Annotated in this window: 12 protein-coding genes and 1 pseudogene; 8 read left to right on the top strand and 5 right to left on the bottom strand. The window is 70.3% G+C overall.

What is annotated here, in order from left to right:
* Positions 1-2,085: pseudogene (locus ACFO0B_RS15050) on the bottom strand (prolyl oligopeptidase family serine peptidase); the annotation flags it as partial.
* Positions 2,086-2,173: 88 nt separating this feature from the next.
* On the opposite strand from ACFO0B_RS15050, the gene lpdA reads away from it, so the two are divergent.
* From lpdA to ACFO0B_RS15035, 3 genes are all read left to right on the top strand, one after another.
* Positions 2,174-3,577: a dihydrolipoyl dehydrogenase gene (lpdA, locus tag ACFO0B_RS15045; protein WP_378613045.1), complete on the top strand. Its 1,404-nt coding sequence runs from the start codon at positions 2,174-2,176 to the stop codon at positions 3,575-3,577.
* 60 nt (positions 3,578-3,637) lie between these two features.
* Positions 3,638-4,309, top strand: coding sequence for a polysaccharide deacetylase family protein (locus ACFO0B_RS15040; RefSeq protein ID WP_378613044.1), 672 nt, complete (start codon positions 3,638-3,640; stop codon positions 4,307-4,309).
* A gap of 284 nt (positions 4,310-4,593) precedes the next feature.
* Positions 4,594-5,163: a hypothetical protein gene (locus ACFO0B_RS15035; protein ID WP_378613043.1), complete on the top strand. Its 570-nt coding sequence runs from the start codon at positions 4,594-4,596 to the stop codon at positions 5,161-5,163.
* 4 nt (positions 5,164-5,167) lie between these two features.
* Here the strand turns inward: ACFO0B_RS15035 and ACFO0B_RS15030 are convergent, their stop codons facing one another.
* Both ACFO0B_RS15030 and ACFO0B_RS15025 read right to left on the bottom strand, forming a co-directional pair.
* Positions 5,168-5,587 (bottom strand): PPOX class F420-dependent oxidoreductase, encoded by a 420-nt coding sequence (locus tag ACFO0B_RS15030; RefSeq protein ID WP_378613042.1) that lies wholly within the window; start codon positions 5,585-5,587, stop codon positions 5,168-5,170.
* Positions 5,588-5,615: 28 nt separating this feature from the next.
* Entirely contained in the window at positions 5,616-5,993 is a 378-nt protein-coding gene (locus ACFO0B_RS15025; protein WP_378613041.1) for a winged helix-turn-helix transcriptional regulator, read from the bottom strand.
* 78 nt (positions 5,994-6,071) lie between these two features.
* Between ACFO0B_RS15025 and ACFO0B_RS15020 the strand changes: the two genes are divergently transcribed.
* Entirely contained in the window at positions 6,072-6,917 is an 846-nt protein-coding gene (locus tag ACFO0B_RS15020) for an NAD(P)H-binding protein (RefSeq protein ID WP_378613040.1), read from the top strand.
* Position 6,918: 1 nt separating this feature from the next.
* Here ACFO0B_RS15020 and ACFO0B_RS15015 read toward each other — a convergent pair whose 3' ends face one another.
* Positions 6,919-7,326, bottom strand: coding sequence for a VOC family protein (locus ACFO0B_RS15015; RefSeq protein ID WP_378613039.1), 408 nt, complete (start codon positions 7,324-7,326; stop codon positions 6,919-6,921).
* Positions 7,327-7,384: 58 nt separating this feature from the next.
* Here ACFO0B_RS15015 and ACFO0B_RS15010 point away from each other — a divergent pair, with 58 nt between their 5' ends.
* From ACFO0B_RS15010 to ACFO0B_RS14995, 4 genes are all read left to right on the top strand, one after another.
* Positions 7,385-8,131, top strand: a complete 747-nt coding sequence (locus ACFO0B_RS15010) for a TetR/AcrR family transcriptional regulator (RefSeq protein ID WP_378613038.1) — start codon at positions 7,385-7,387, stop codon at positions 8,129-8,131.
* 54 nt (positions 8,132-8,185) lie between these two features.
* The gene (locus ACFO0B_RS15005; protein ID WP_378613037.1) at positions 8,186-8,737 is read left to right on the top strand and encodes a carboxymuconolactone decarboxylase family protein; all 552 of its coding nucleotides are present in this window, start codon (positions 8,186-8,188) and stop codon (positions 8,735-8,737) included.
* A gap of 20 nt (positions 8,738-8,757) precedes the next feature.
* Positions 8,758-9,651 (top strand): NERD domain-containing protein, encoded by an 894-nt coding sequence (locus ACFO0B_RS15000; RefSeq protein ID WP_378613036.1) that lies wholly within the window; start codon positions 8,758-8,760, stop codon positions 9,649-9,651.
* Positions 9,652-9,821: 170 nt separating this feature from the next.
* The gene (locus ACFO0B_RS14995; protein ID WP_378613035.1) at positions 9,822-12,491 is read left to right on the top strand and encodes a hypothetical protein; all 2,670 of its coding nucleotides are present in this window, start codon (positions 9,822-9,824) and stop codon (positions 12,489-12,491) included.
* Here the strand turns inward: ACFO0B_RS14995 and ACFO0B_RS14990 are convergent, their stop codons facing one another.
* Positions 12,492-13,262, bottom strand: coding sequence for a GntR family transcriptional regulator (locus ACFO0B_RS14990; protein WP_378613034.1), 771 nt, complete (start codon positions 13,260-13,262; stop codon positions 12,492-12,494).
* Between the last annotated feature and the right edge of the window lie 3 nt (positions 13,263-13,265).

Raw genomic sequence — 13,265 nt, 5'->3', positions numbered from 1 at the left:
TCAGCCCCGTCCCGGGCTCTCGCCGTCACGCAGCATGGTGCCGAAGAACTCGTACATCAGCGCGGTCTGGAATGCCGACTGCTTGTTGTCGGCCGCACCGCCGTGCCCGCCCTCGATGTTCTCGTGGTACCAGACCGGGTGGCCCTGCGCCTCCAGCAGCGCCGCCATCTTGCGCGCGTGCCCGGGATGCACCCGGTCGTCCCTGGTCGAGGAGGTGAGCAGGATCGGCGGGTAGGCGCGGTCGGGGTCGGTGTTCTGATAGGGCGAGTAGCGGCTCAGGTACTCCCACTCCTCCGGCTTGTCCGGGTCGCCGTACTCGGCCACCCAGGAGGCGCCGGCCAGCAGCAGGTGGTAGCGCTTCATGTCGAGCAGCGGCACCCGGCAGACGATGGCGCCGAACAGCTCCGGGTAGCGGGTGAGCATGACGCCCATCAGCAGCCCGCCGTTGCTGCCGCCCACCGCGCCGAGCTGGTCGGCGGTGGTGATGCCGCGCGCGACCAGGTCCCTGGCGATGGCGGCGAAATCCTCGTACACCCGGTGCCGGTTCGCCTTCAGGACCGAGGTGTGCCACTCCGGCCCGTACTCGCCGCCGCCGCGGATATTGGTGACCACCCAGGTGCCGCCCTGCTCCAGCCAGCCCATGCCCGCGGTGGCGGCGTAGGCGGGGGTGTAGGAGGACTCGAAGCCGCCGTACCCGTACATCACCGCGGGGCCGGGGGTGCCGCGCCGGTCGCGGTGCCTGACCACGAAGTAGGGCACCGCGGTCCCGTCGTCCGAGGTGGCGAAGAACTGCTCGGTCCCGATGCCGGTGGCGTCGTAGAACGCGGGCTCCCTGGCCAGCTCGACCGTCTCGCCGCCGATCGAGCTGGCCAGCAGCGTCGGCGGGGTGGTGAAGCCGCTGGTGGTGAGCATGAACTCGTCCCCGGACTCCAGCGGGTCCAGGTTCGAGATGCCGGTGGTCGACATGGGCGGGGTGTCCGCGAGCGACCGGCGCTGCCAGCCGTCCGGGCCGGGCGTGAGCACGTGCAGTTCGGTGCGCACGTCGCGCAGCGTCACCAGCAGCAGGTGGTTCTCGGTCCAGCCGACGCCGTACAGGGCGGTGTGCGGGTCGGGGGCGAAGAGCACCTCGAACTCGCGGCCGCCGTCGAGGAACGCGGGCAGCTCGGCGACCAGCAGCGCACCGGCCGGGAACTCGGTCGCCGCCGGCTGCCACGCCGACTTGAGCCGGACCAGCAACCGGTCCCGGTACCAGGAGACGTCGGCGTCGGTCGGCACATCGATCCGGGTGCGGGTGCCGTCCGGGGCGAGCAGCGACACCTCCTCGTTGTAGAAGTCGGTGGCCCTGGCGATGTAGTGCCGCTCGAAGCCGGGGGTGCGGTCGTACCCGGCCGAGACCGAGACGTCCGCCGGCTCGCCCTCGAACACGGTGACCGCCTCGGCCAGCGGCGTGCCGCGGTGCCAGCGCTTCGCGATCCGCGGGTAGCCGGAGTCGGTGAGCGAGCCGGGGCCGAAGTCGGTGCCGACGTAGACGGTGTCCCGGTCGATCCAGCTCAGCCGCGACTTCGCCTCGGGCAGGAAGAAGCCGCCGTCACCCGGGTCCACGAAGCGCCTGGCCTCCAGGTCGAACTCGCGCACCACCTTCGCGTCCGCGCCACCCCGGGAGACGCTGATCAGCGCGCGGCTCTGCTCCGGGCGCAACACGACCGCGCCGGCCCACACCCAGTTCTCGTCCTCGGCGGCGGCGACCGCGTCCAGGTCGATCAGCACGTCCCAGTCCGGCGAACCGCCCGCGTACTCGTCGAAGGTGGTGCGCCGCCAGAGCCCGCGCGGGTGCCCGGCATCGCGCCAGTAGTTGTACAGCCACCGGCCGCGCCGGTTCGGGTAGGCGATCTTGGTGTCGGTGTCCAGCATGTCCAGGATCCGGCGCTGCAGCCCGTGGAACCGGTCCGACGAGGCGAAACGCTCGACCGTGACCTCGTTGCGGGCGCGCGCCCAGTCCAGCACCGCCTCCTCGGTGACCTCCTCCAGCCACAGGTGGGGGTCGCTTGCACTGGGGTCAACGCTGCCGGTCATCCCCATATTGTGGCGGACGCGCCGGAGCGCGGCCCGGCGGCGCGGCGTTCGCTCCCGGGTGGCTGGGCCGGACGCCGCATACAGGACTAGGCTCGATACCGTGACTTCCCACTACGATGTCGTCGTTCTCGGCGCTGGTCCCGGCGGTTACGTCGCCGCGATCCGCGCCGCTCAACTCGGCCTGCGAACAGCGATCGTCGAGCAGAAATACTGGGGCGGTGTGTGCTTGAACGTGGGCTGCATCCCGTCGAAGGCGCTGCTGCGCAACGCCGAACTCGCCCACATCTTCACCAAGGAAGCCAAGACCTTCGGCATCTCGGGGGACGTCTCGTTCGACTTCGGCGCGGCGTACGACCGCAGCCGCAAGGTCGCGGACGGCCGGGTCAAGGGCGTCCACTTCCTGATGAAGAAGAACAAGATCGACGAGTTCGACGGGAAGGGCACCTTCACCGACGCGAACACGATCTCGGTGGAGCTGTCCGAGGGCGGCACCGAGACGGTCACGTTCGACAACGCCATCATCTCCACCGGCACCACCACCAAGCTGCTGCCCGGCACCGCGCTGAGCGAGAACGTGGTCACCTACGAGGAGCAGATCCTCACCCGTGACCTGCCCGGCTCGATCCTCATCGTCGGCGCGGGCGCCATCGGCATGGAGTTCGGCTACGTCCTCAAGAACTACGGCGTCGACGTGCGCATCGTCGAGTTCCTCGACCGCGCGCTGCCGAACGAGGACGCCGACGTCTCCAAGGAGATCACCAAGGCGTACAAGAAGCTCGGCATCACCATCAGCACCGGTGCCGCCGTGCAGTCCATCGACGACGACGGCGCCAAGGTCACCGTCGCGATCAAGGACAACAAGAGCGGCTCGGTCGAGACCGTCACCGTGGACAAGGTGCTGCAGGCCGTCGGCTTCGCGCCCCGGGTCGAGGGCTTCGGCCTGGAGAACACCGGCGTCGAGCTGACCGAGCGCGGCGCCATCGCCATCGACGACTACATGCGCACCAACGTGCCGCACATCTACGCCATCGGCGATGTCACCGCCAAGCTGCAGCTCGCGCACGTCGCGGAGGCGCAGGGCGTGGTCGCCGCCGAGACCATCGCCGATGCCCCCACCGTGCCGCTGGGCGACTACCGCATGATGCCGCGCGCCACCTTCTGCCAGCCGCAGGTCGCCAGCTTCGGGCTGACCGAGGCGCAGGCCCGCGACGAGGGGTACGACGTGCAGGTCGCCACCTTCCCGCTCACCGCCAACGGCAAGGCGCACGGCCTCGGCGACCCGACCGGCTTCGTCAAGCTGATCTCGGACAAGAAGTACGGCGAGCTCATCGGCGGCCACCTCATCGGCCACGATGTCTCCGAGCTGCTGCCCGAGCTCACCCTGGCGCAGAAGTGGGACCTCACGGTCAACGAGCTCACCCGCAATGTGCACACCCACCCGACGCTCAGTGAGGCGCTGCAGGAGGCGTTCCACGGGCTCGCGGGGCACATGATCAATTTCTGACCCTCGCTCGCCCCGGCGCCCTGGCTTTCGCAGCCGGGGCGCCGCTGTTTGGATGGGCGGGTGCGGTGGATCGCGGGTGTGCTCGTTGTCGTGGTCGGGTTGAGTTTCGGCTTCTATCGGCTGGTGAACGCGCGGTCCTTCCAGCTCGGCGGGGAGCTGGTCGATCGGGTCGACACCACCTCGAAGGTGGTCGCGCTGACCCTGGACGACGGGCCGAGCGAGCGTGCCCCCGAAGTGCTCCGGGTCCTCGCCGAGCTCGGCGTCCCCGCCACCTTCTATCTCAACGGCCGCGACCTCGACGCGCACCCCGAGCTGGGCCGGGCCGTCGTCGCCGCCGGGCACGAGGTGGGTAACCACACCTACAGCCATCGCCGCATGGTCTTCGTGACGCCGGGCGCCGTGCGCGACGAGGTGGAGCGCACCGACACCGCCATCCGCGCCGCCGGGTACACCGGCGAGATCACCTTCCGGCCGCCCTACGGGAAGAAGTTCCTCGCGCTGCCGCGGTACCTGGCCGAGCACGGGCGGACCACGGTGATGTGGGATGTGGAGCCCGAAGCGTCCGCGGCCGCCGATATCGCCGCGGAGGTGGTGCGGGCGGTTCGGCCGGGGTCCATCGTGCTGCTGCACGTCATGTATGGGACCGGCGAGGCGCTGGCCGCGCTGCCGCGGATCGTCGGGGAGTTGCGGGGGCAGGGGTATCGCTTCGTCCGGGTGTCGGAGCTGCGCTGATCTCCGATGTCGGCTGATCCGTGTTCGAGTTGATGTGGACAGAGGCTCGGAGGCGCACATAGCTCGACATGACGTGGCACCCGAGGAGGTCGACGAGGCGACGGAGGTGCCGTTCCACACGTTCCCGGGTCGGACGGAACCACCATCCTGTTCGGGCGCAGCTATGCGGGGCGCTTCCTGACCGTGGTCTTCACGGAGGCGGCGGACGGTCGTCACTTCGTCTGCACCGCTCGGGAGCTGACACAGGCCGAGAAGCGGGAGTACCGGAAGAAAGTTCGAAGGTCATGAGTTCTGAGCAGTGCACTCGCATCGAAGAAGCAGCCGGCTACTACGACACGCACGATGTCGCGGCGGATATCGCGGCGGCGACACTCACCGCGCACGAGCCGAACGAATCGTCGCCGATGGCGGGCTACAGCCTGCGGCTGCCGAAGTCCACGGTGCGTGCCGCGCGTTCGCTCGCGCAGGAGCGCGGGGTGTCCACCGGTGCGTGGTTGCGCGCGGTCATCGAGCAGGCTGTCGCGGCGCATCGGCGACCGGGGGCGGCGGAGACGGTCGTGCTGCAGAGCCTGATCGACGTGTACCTGTCCCCGGCGTTCCCACGCCGCGGTGCCGGATCCGAGGAGGCGCCGGACCAGCGCCAGGAGGTGCGCGTCGACGTGGCGGCCGTGCTGGAACCGGTCATGGCGCTGCTCGAGCCGATCGCCGCCGCATTGCGGGAGGTCGAGTCGAATCGGGGCGGGCGCGCGGCCGCGAACCGGCCGCCGGGGGCGCGGGTGGTCAGGCACCCGCGCACCGCACTCGGCAACGCTCCCATCCGGCGCCTGGCGAGCACCCGCCGCAAGCGCGGCTGACCCCTCAGCGCAGCAACCCGTACGCCCGGGTCGGGGTGAGGGTGAGGAGGACGCGGCGGTCGGCGACCATGGCGCCGCGGTACTCGTCCCAGTCCGGGTGCTCGCCGGTTCCTGCCCGGTAGTAGGCGACGAGGGCGTCGACGGCCGGGTCGCCGGGGTCGGTGGCGACGTCGGTCAGCTCGGCGTCGGCTTCGAGTACGGCGTAGGAGCCGAAGGAGTCGTCGGTGACGTGCAGCGCGGCCCAGGGCTGCCTGCGGAGGTTGGGGTATTTGGCCCGGTCCGCGGTGATGGAGATGCGGATCTTCCCGTCGGCACCGGTCACGTGCAGCACGTTGGAGAGCTGCGGGCGGCCGTCCCGGCGCAGCGTGGTGAGCACCGAGCGGGTGGTGCCGCGGGCGAATTCGAGGGCGCGGTCGAGTTCCATGGCAGGAACAACCGCGGTGGGGCGCGGGTCAATCCCGGTCGTAGGCATCCTGTGCCGCGCGCACCCGCGGCATGTTCAGCTCGACCAGCTTCACCAGCGCCTCCAGCTGGTCGGCGATCTCGGCGCCGAGCTCGGTGAGGGTGTACTCGACCCGCGGCGGGATGGTCTCCAGCACCTCGCGGTGCACCATGCCGTCGCGCTCCAGAGCCCGGAGGGTCTGGGCGAGCATCCGCTCACTGACCCCGTCGACCCGGCGGCGCAGCGCGCTGAACCGGTACGGCCCCTCGCGCAGCGCGACGAGGGCGAGGATGCCCCAGCGGCCCGCCAGGTTCTGCAGCACCGGCCGGGAGGTGCAGTTGCGGGCGAAGACATCCGACTCCAGCCCCGGGTCGGACTCCGTTTCCATCCCTCGAGCATAGCGGCGGAATGAATAGCGCTTACGGAAAGTTAGTGCTGAGAAATAGTTCGCTTCAGAGGAGGAACCATGACCGTCGCCGTTACCGGAGCAAGTGGCCAGCTCGGCCGGCTCGTCGTCGAGGCACTGGCGCGAAAGGGCGCCGCGCCGATCGCGATCGCCCGCACCCCGGAGAGGATCGCCGACCTCGCCGAGCGCGGCATCGAGGTGCGCCGGGCGGCGTACGACGACCCGGACCAGCTCGATGCCGCGCTCGCCGGCGTCACCCGGCTGCTGCTGGTCTCCGGCAACGAGTTCGGGCAGCGGGTCGCCCAGCACACCACCGTGCTGCGCGCCGCCGAGCGGGCCGGCGTCGAGCTGCTCGCCTATACGAGCATCCCGGCCGCCGACACCACCCCGCTGATCCTGGCGAACGAGCACCGCGCCACCGAGGAGATCCTGCGCGCGGGCGAGGTGCCGCTTGTCCTGCTCCGCAACGGCTGGTACTGGGAGAACTACCTCGGCAGCCTGCGGCAGGCCGAGGCGACCGGCGCGTTCGCCGGCGCCGCGGCGGACGGCAGGGTCGCCGGCGCGGCCAGGGCCGACTACGCCGAGGCCGCCGCCACCGTCCTGACCGCCGACGACCAGGGCGGCCGGGTCTACGAGCTCGGCGGCGATCAGCCGCTGACGCACGCCGAGCTCGCCGACGCCATGGCCGCCGCACTGGGCACGCCGGTGCGGTACGAGAACCTGGGCCGCGCCGGCTACGCCGCCGCGCTCGTCGCATCGGGGCTCCCGGCCCCGGCGGCCGAGGTGTTCGCCGACTCCGACGCCGGGGTGGAGACCGGCGCGCTCGACGTCACCACCGGTGACCTGGTGAAGCTGCTCGGCCGTCCGGCGGCGACCGCCGAGTCGGTGTTCCGCGCCGCGCTCTGACTCAGTGCTCCGGCCCGGCGTCCGCCGGGCCGGAGACCCACTGCACCAGCTGCAGCACGATGCCGTTCGGGTCGGTGAGCTGGAAGTAGCGCTCGCCCCACTCCTCGGTCTCGATCGGAGTCTCGATCGGCGCGCCCGCCGCGCGCATCCGGGCGTACTCGGCGTCGATGTCGTCCACCACGAACGCCACCAGCAGCCCCTCGCCCGCACTGCCCGCGATCCTGGCCGGTTTGAAGCTGCCGAGCCCGGTCTGCAGGAAGACCAGGTCGAAGCCCGCGTCCGCCCTGTTCAGCGCGATGAAGCCGGCAGCGGAGTTGTGCTCGGCGAAGCCGAGGTGCCTGATGGCGAAGTCGGCCGAGGCGCGCGGGTCGGGGACATTGAGCGAAATACACGAAGCGGTGATGTGCACGAGACCTCCCAAAACTCTGTACTTAGTACTCTGTACGTTGTACATGTAAGATCGGTGGATGGCAAGCGAGAAGAACGATCCGGTCCGCACGCTGGAGTTGCTCTGGCGCGCGCCGGGTGAGCGCAGGCGCGGCCCCAGGCAGCGCCGCAGCGTGGACGAGGTGGTCGCGGCGGCCGTCGCGCTGGCCGACGCCGACGGGCTCGGCGCGCTCACCATGCGCGCGGTGGCGGACCGGCTCGGCCTCACCCCGATGGCCACCTACACCTACGTGCCGGGCAAGGCGGAGCTGCTCGATCTCATGCTGGACAGCGTCTACGCCGCGATGGAGCGCGCCGACCTGGCCGGGCTGCCCTGGCGCGACCGGGTCCGCGCGGTCGCCGCCGGCAACCGCGCGCTGCTCGCCAGGCACCCCTGGGTGGCCGATCTGCCCGCCACCCGCCCGCCGCTCGGCCCCGGCCAGCTGGCCAAGTACGAGCACGAGCTCGCCGCCTTCGACGGTCTCGGGCTGGACGACGTCACCATGGACGCCGCGCTCACCCACCTGCTCGGCTTCGTCACCGCCGCCGCCCGGATCGGCATCGACCTGGCCCGCAACGCCGCCGCGACCGGCATGGACGACGCGCAGTGGTGGGCTCGGGTCGGCCCGGTGCTGGAACGGGTCATCGACCCGGAGCGCTACCCCCTCGCCACCCGGGTCGGCGCCGCCGCCGGGCGGGCGCACGACGCCGCCTACAGCGCCGAACACGCCTACGAGTTCGGCCTCACCCGGGTACTGGCCGGATTCGCCGACCTGATCGACCCCTGACGGTTCGCGCCGCGAACCCCGCCCGACGACACCCGGCTACTAAACTCCCACTCCATGAGCACCCCGCGGATCGCCCCCGGACGGCTGAGCGAACTCGGTCCGATCAACTGGCTCGTCTGGCAGGCGCTCTCCCGCGCCGCGCACACCAGGGACGCGCAACTGTTCAGCACGCTGGGCCGCACCCGCGGGCTGTTCCGCGGCTGGCTGCACTACTCCGGCAAGCTCATGCCGGGCGGGCGGCTGCCGCGGCACGAGGCCGAGCTGGTGATCCTTCGGGTGGCCCAATTGCGCGACTGCGACTACGAATACGACCACCACCTGCGGCTCGGCCGCCGCGCCGGGGTCACCGCGGAGATCGTGGAGCGGCTGCGCACCGGGCCGAGCGCCGAGGGATGGTCGGCGAAACACCGCGCCCTGCTCGCCGCGGTGGACCAGCTGGTCACCGAGCGCGACCTGGACGACGCCACCTGGCAGGCGCTGGCCGCGCACTACGGCGAGCGCGAGCTCATCGAAATCGTCCTGCTGGTCAATCAGTACGACGGTTTGGCCGCAACCATCACGGCCCTCCGCATTCGGCGCGATACTTTGCCTGCACTGAAAAACTAGATCGTCGGGGGGACAACCTCATGCTGGTGCGGGTACGGCCGGGGGCGGAACTCTCCGGCGCCGAACGGGAATTCGCGGAATGTCTCGGCGTCCTGCCGACCACCGGGCTCGCTCTGCTCGACGTGCCGATCGGGGAGAGCGGCGGTACTCGGCGGGTCGGGGCGGTGATCTTCACCCCGACCGGGCTGACCGTGCTCGAGGTCTTCGGCTTCCAGCGCAGGCAGAGCGGGATCCTCACGGCCGTGCCCGGAAAGCCGTGGCTGATCAGCGATTCCCCGCTCGACCTGGAGGAGCGGGAAGCGGGCGACCTCGCGGACCGGGTGGAGCAGAGCGCGTACGCGGTGCGCGCGGCGCTGGAGCGCGGGCTGCGCGACCCGGGCCACGTCTGCGGCGCGACGGTGCTGGTCCCGTTCCGCGGGGTGGTGGTGCGCCCGGCCCGCACCACGCTGCGGCCGGGGCTGGACGTGGTGGTCGGCAATGCCGCCGACGCCACCGAACTCCGCATCTATCTGGAGAATTTCGCGAAGGGGCCGCGTACCTGGACCGCCGACGGGGTGCTCGGCGCGTGCCGGGAACTCGGCGCGGGCGAGGCGGTGCCGCCGCGCGCCGAACTGCTCGCCGCCGGGTTCGACCAGTCGCCGGAGCAGCAGCGGCCGTCGGTGATCCCGCCGCCGGTGGTGCCCCGGGTCGCGCCGACCCCGCGCGAACCGCACCGGCACCACCGCAGCACCACCTGGGCCATCATCCTGGTGGCGCTGCTCGGGCTCTTCGTGGTCGTCGGGGTGGTCGCGACCGCGCTGATCCGCGACGACGGCGACATCGGTGAGCCGGTCGCGCCCAGCGCCACCAGCACCCCGGCGCCCGCCTCCAGCACCCGGCCGCCGGCCTGCTTCCCGCTGCAACCCGACTGCTGAAGTGACGTTCGCCGCCCTCGCCGTTTGATCCGTTCGAGCTGTCTACGACGAATTCGGCCGTAGGATCGATGGGGTCGGGGATCAGCGAAGCCGGTTTGCGTTCGGTGGTGCCCGCAGGGGGCGGTCGAGTTGCCGAGGGGGCGAAGATGCGGGAATCCGCGGGCGCTACAGTGCTTTTCAAGGTCATCGACCAGCTGTGCCGACGGCCGCGGGTCGGCGACCGCTGGCCGCGGGGCACCGGTGGTCGGGGGCTGCCGATGTTGTGTCTGGTTCGGGGCGATGCTCGCACCGACATTCTCGACACCATCAGCAAGCATCTCAAATCGCAGTATCCGAGCGATCTGCGCCGCAGCTATCAGGCTCTCCCCGTCCCCGACCTCGAGGCGAACGCGGGCCCGGAGCCGACGGGTTCCGTCGCTCGCGTCCGCGACATCCTGGACCTGGCGGCGTCGCGCTTCGTGCGCAATCCCGATGTCCGGGGTCCGCGGTTGCGATTCGAGCGACTCACGCTGCTGCTGTGGTTGATGGAACAGAGGGTCGACCATGACGAACGCCACCCGGACCGTACGATGCGGATGCGGCTGCTGCAGCGCGGCCTCGCGGTCCGGCTCGACCACTGGATACAGCGCGCCGACGCGGAAAGTTCCAACGACACCTGGTGGTGGCGGGCATCGCTGTGGTTTCTGCGACTGCTGACCGTCGCGGCATTCCAGGTGGCGGTGACCGGGCGGGTGCCTGTTCTGTCCGGCCGCTATCGCTGGTTTCTCCGCCAGCCCTACCTCGCGCCGGGGCTGTCGGGGACGTTCGTGCGGTTCGCCAGCCGTCTGACCGAGGACGAATGGAAGAACGAGGATCAGGATTCGGTACGGCTCCTGCTGATCCACGCCTTTCTCGAAGATCTTCGCCGGGCTTACCGTCTGAGGTTCTGGCAGGTGTGGCGGCGGCGCGAAACGGTCTACCCTGTTCTGCTGGTCGATAATGCCGATGCCGCCAACGGCGGTTTCTCACTGCTGGAATCCATCAATACCGTTCGAAATCAAACCGGACTCTTCGACCCGCTGCTGGTGATCGCCACCGCCGCCACGGCGCCGCCGGATGCCGGAAGCAACGACACGGCCAGGCGGCTCTACGATGCGGCCGAGGCCGGCGATGCATATGAGCGCTGGTGTGACGAACTGCTCCGCGACCAACGGAGACGACGGGAGACGGCGTGGTTTCTGCCCATCCAGATATCCGCGGTCGTCGCGGGGCAGCCCGATAACAATTGGTCACCGATCAACACTTTCGCCAAGCGGGTGCGACCGGCATGGTGGTTGAGCCGATGGATCCGGATCGGGGTGCCTGCCGTCGTTGTCGCCCTGGCGGCCGGCACGGCGCTGTGGTGGCAGGATGCGCAATGGGACAGGCATTGCGGCTCGCGTAACCGAGATCTGATCTGGACCGGCAGTGAATGCGTGGGGATCAGTGACGGCTCGTTTTCCTTCCTGCCTTCCGACGACGCTTTCCGGAAGGTCGAAGTCGTGATCGCCGACCAGAACAGGCAGGCCGAGGAGCAGCACCGCAGCAATCCTGCTCGGCCGTTCATCACGATTGTCGTTCTGGAGGGATTCACCGCACCGGCCGGGGAGGCGAGCGTGTCGGCCGGACCGCGCAAGTCCATCGAAGGAGTTGCGGTCGCCCAGGCTCGGCAACTGAGCGGCCCGGCTTCGACGCCGCTCGTCAAGGTGCTGCTCGCGAACGCGGGCAAGCAGTTGGACCAGGGATACCGGCTCGTCCAGCCGCTGCGTGCCCTCCTGCGCCGCGATCCGACCGTGGTCGGAGTCGTGGGGCTGGACCAGAGCAGGCTGACCGTCTTGACCCTGATCCACGAGCTGTCGAGGATGGGTGTGCCCATGGTGAGTTCCACGCTGTCCGCGGACACGCTCGCCCAGTCGTCACCGCTGTATTTCCAGGTAGCCCCGAGCAACAGGCGTGAAGCCCAGGTCGCCGCGGCCTTCGCCGATCGGTTGGTGCGCGAGGAGAACCGGCCGAGAACGGTTCGCATCTACTACTCCGGCGACGAGGACGACATCTACAGTTCGAATTTGCAACAGGATGCCCGCGAGGAATTCGAGGCTCTCGGATTCACCGTCCAGTCGGTCGCCTTCGCCCCTCCCGGTATAACCGGCCAGCTCAGTGCCGGGGCCGCGGGGCGGGACATCTGTGGTGGTTATCGGGGAGTGACGTTCTTCGCCGCTCGCGGCGCCGACTTCGAGGAGTTCATCTCGGGCGCGGAAGGGTGTGGCGGTAAGGACAGCTTGCTGATCGGCGATGACGATATCGCCAATCATGTCGCCGATGACGCTATGCGCACCCGGACGCGCGCGATCCCGTACTACTATCTGTCCTTCGCCAACGATGCCATCGGAGTCGGCGCCGCCCAGGACTACTACGAGCCCTGGAACAAGCTTTTCGCTTCCCGGCCACCCGACAGCGGTCCGCCGTCCGACCCGTATGGGCCACTGGCCTACGACGCCACACAGGTGCTCATCACCGCGGCCACGTATCTGCACGACTCACAGCCGCCGATCCCGCTCAGCACGGGTGCCGTCTGGCGCGAGATCACCGCTATACACACACCTCAGCAGGACGACGGCCAGCCGAGCAAAGCGCTGGAAGGCGTGACCGGGACCATCGATTACGGCGGCGACATCGCCAGGAACGTTCCGCTGAACAAGCCCATCACCGTCGTGCACGTCATGGATGGCGAGGTCGTTCCGGATTTCCGCGGATACTGCGGACCACCCGAACCCGATCCCGAGCAGAGATCTGAGGACTGGTGTCCGCAGACCGATGATTAGTCAGTCCCGCACGGCGCGGGCCAGTTTCGTGTACTCCAGCGCCTGCTCGGCGCGGAGCCGGACGTGGGCGCGCGAGGTGTCGATGTGGGTGGTGAGCGCGCGCAGCGCGGCATCGAGGTCGCCGTCGAGCAGGTGCTCGGCGACCGCGATGTGCTCGGCGGTCATCACCGCGATCCGCTCGGGGTTGGGGAGATCCATGGTGCGCACCGGGCGGACCCGCTCGTAGACGGTGTGCAGCGCGTCGGCCAGCGCCGGGTTGCCCGCCGCCCGGAGCAGCGTCAGGTGGAACCGCTCGTCCGCGGTGACCAGTGCCTGGCCCGGTTCGGGTGGATCGTCGCGCAGCGCCTGCCAGATCGCCAGTTCGGCCCGCACCGCCGCGAGGTCGTGCACAGGAGGGGCCGTGGAGTCCGTGCCCGCGCTCGGCGGTGCGTCCGCGCCGGGTGCGGCGGCGGTGCCGGGCGCGGTACCCGGCCCGGGGCCGGTGGCGGGCAGTGCCCGCTGCAACCCCCGCGCCTCCAGCACGATGCGCAGCTCGTACAGGTTGTCCAGCTCGTCCAGCCGGGGCCGGAACGGGTACAACCCGTCCACCTGCCGCTGCACCAGCCCGTCGGCGAGCAACCGGGCCAGCGCCTCCCGCACGGGGGTGCGGGAGACGCCGTACCCGGCGGCCAGCCGCTCCTCGCGGAGCCGCTCGGTGGCGGGCAGCGCGCCGCCCGCGAGGTCACGCCGCAGTGCGTCGTAGACCTGCTCGCGCAGCGGAATCCGCGCCATCGC

It is taken from the genome of Nocardia jiangsuensis, from assembly GCF_042650385.1.
Classification (GTDB): Bacteria; Actinomycetota; Actinomycetes; order Mycobacteriales; family Mycobacteriaceae; genus Nocardia; species Nocardia jiangsuensis.
The sequence above is the reverse complement of the archived record's forward strand: the minus strand, read 5'-3'. Positions and strand labels throughout refer to the sequence as shown.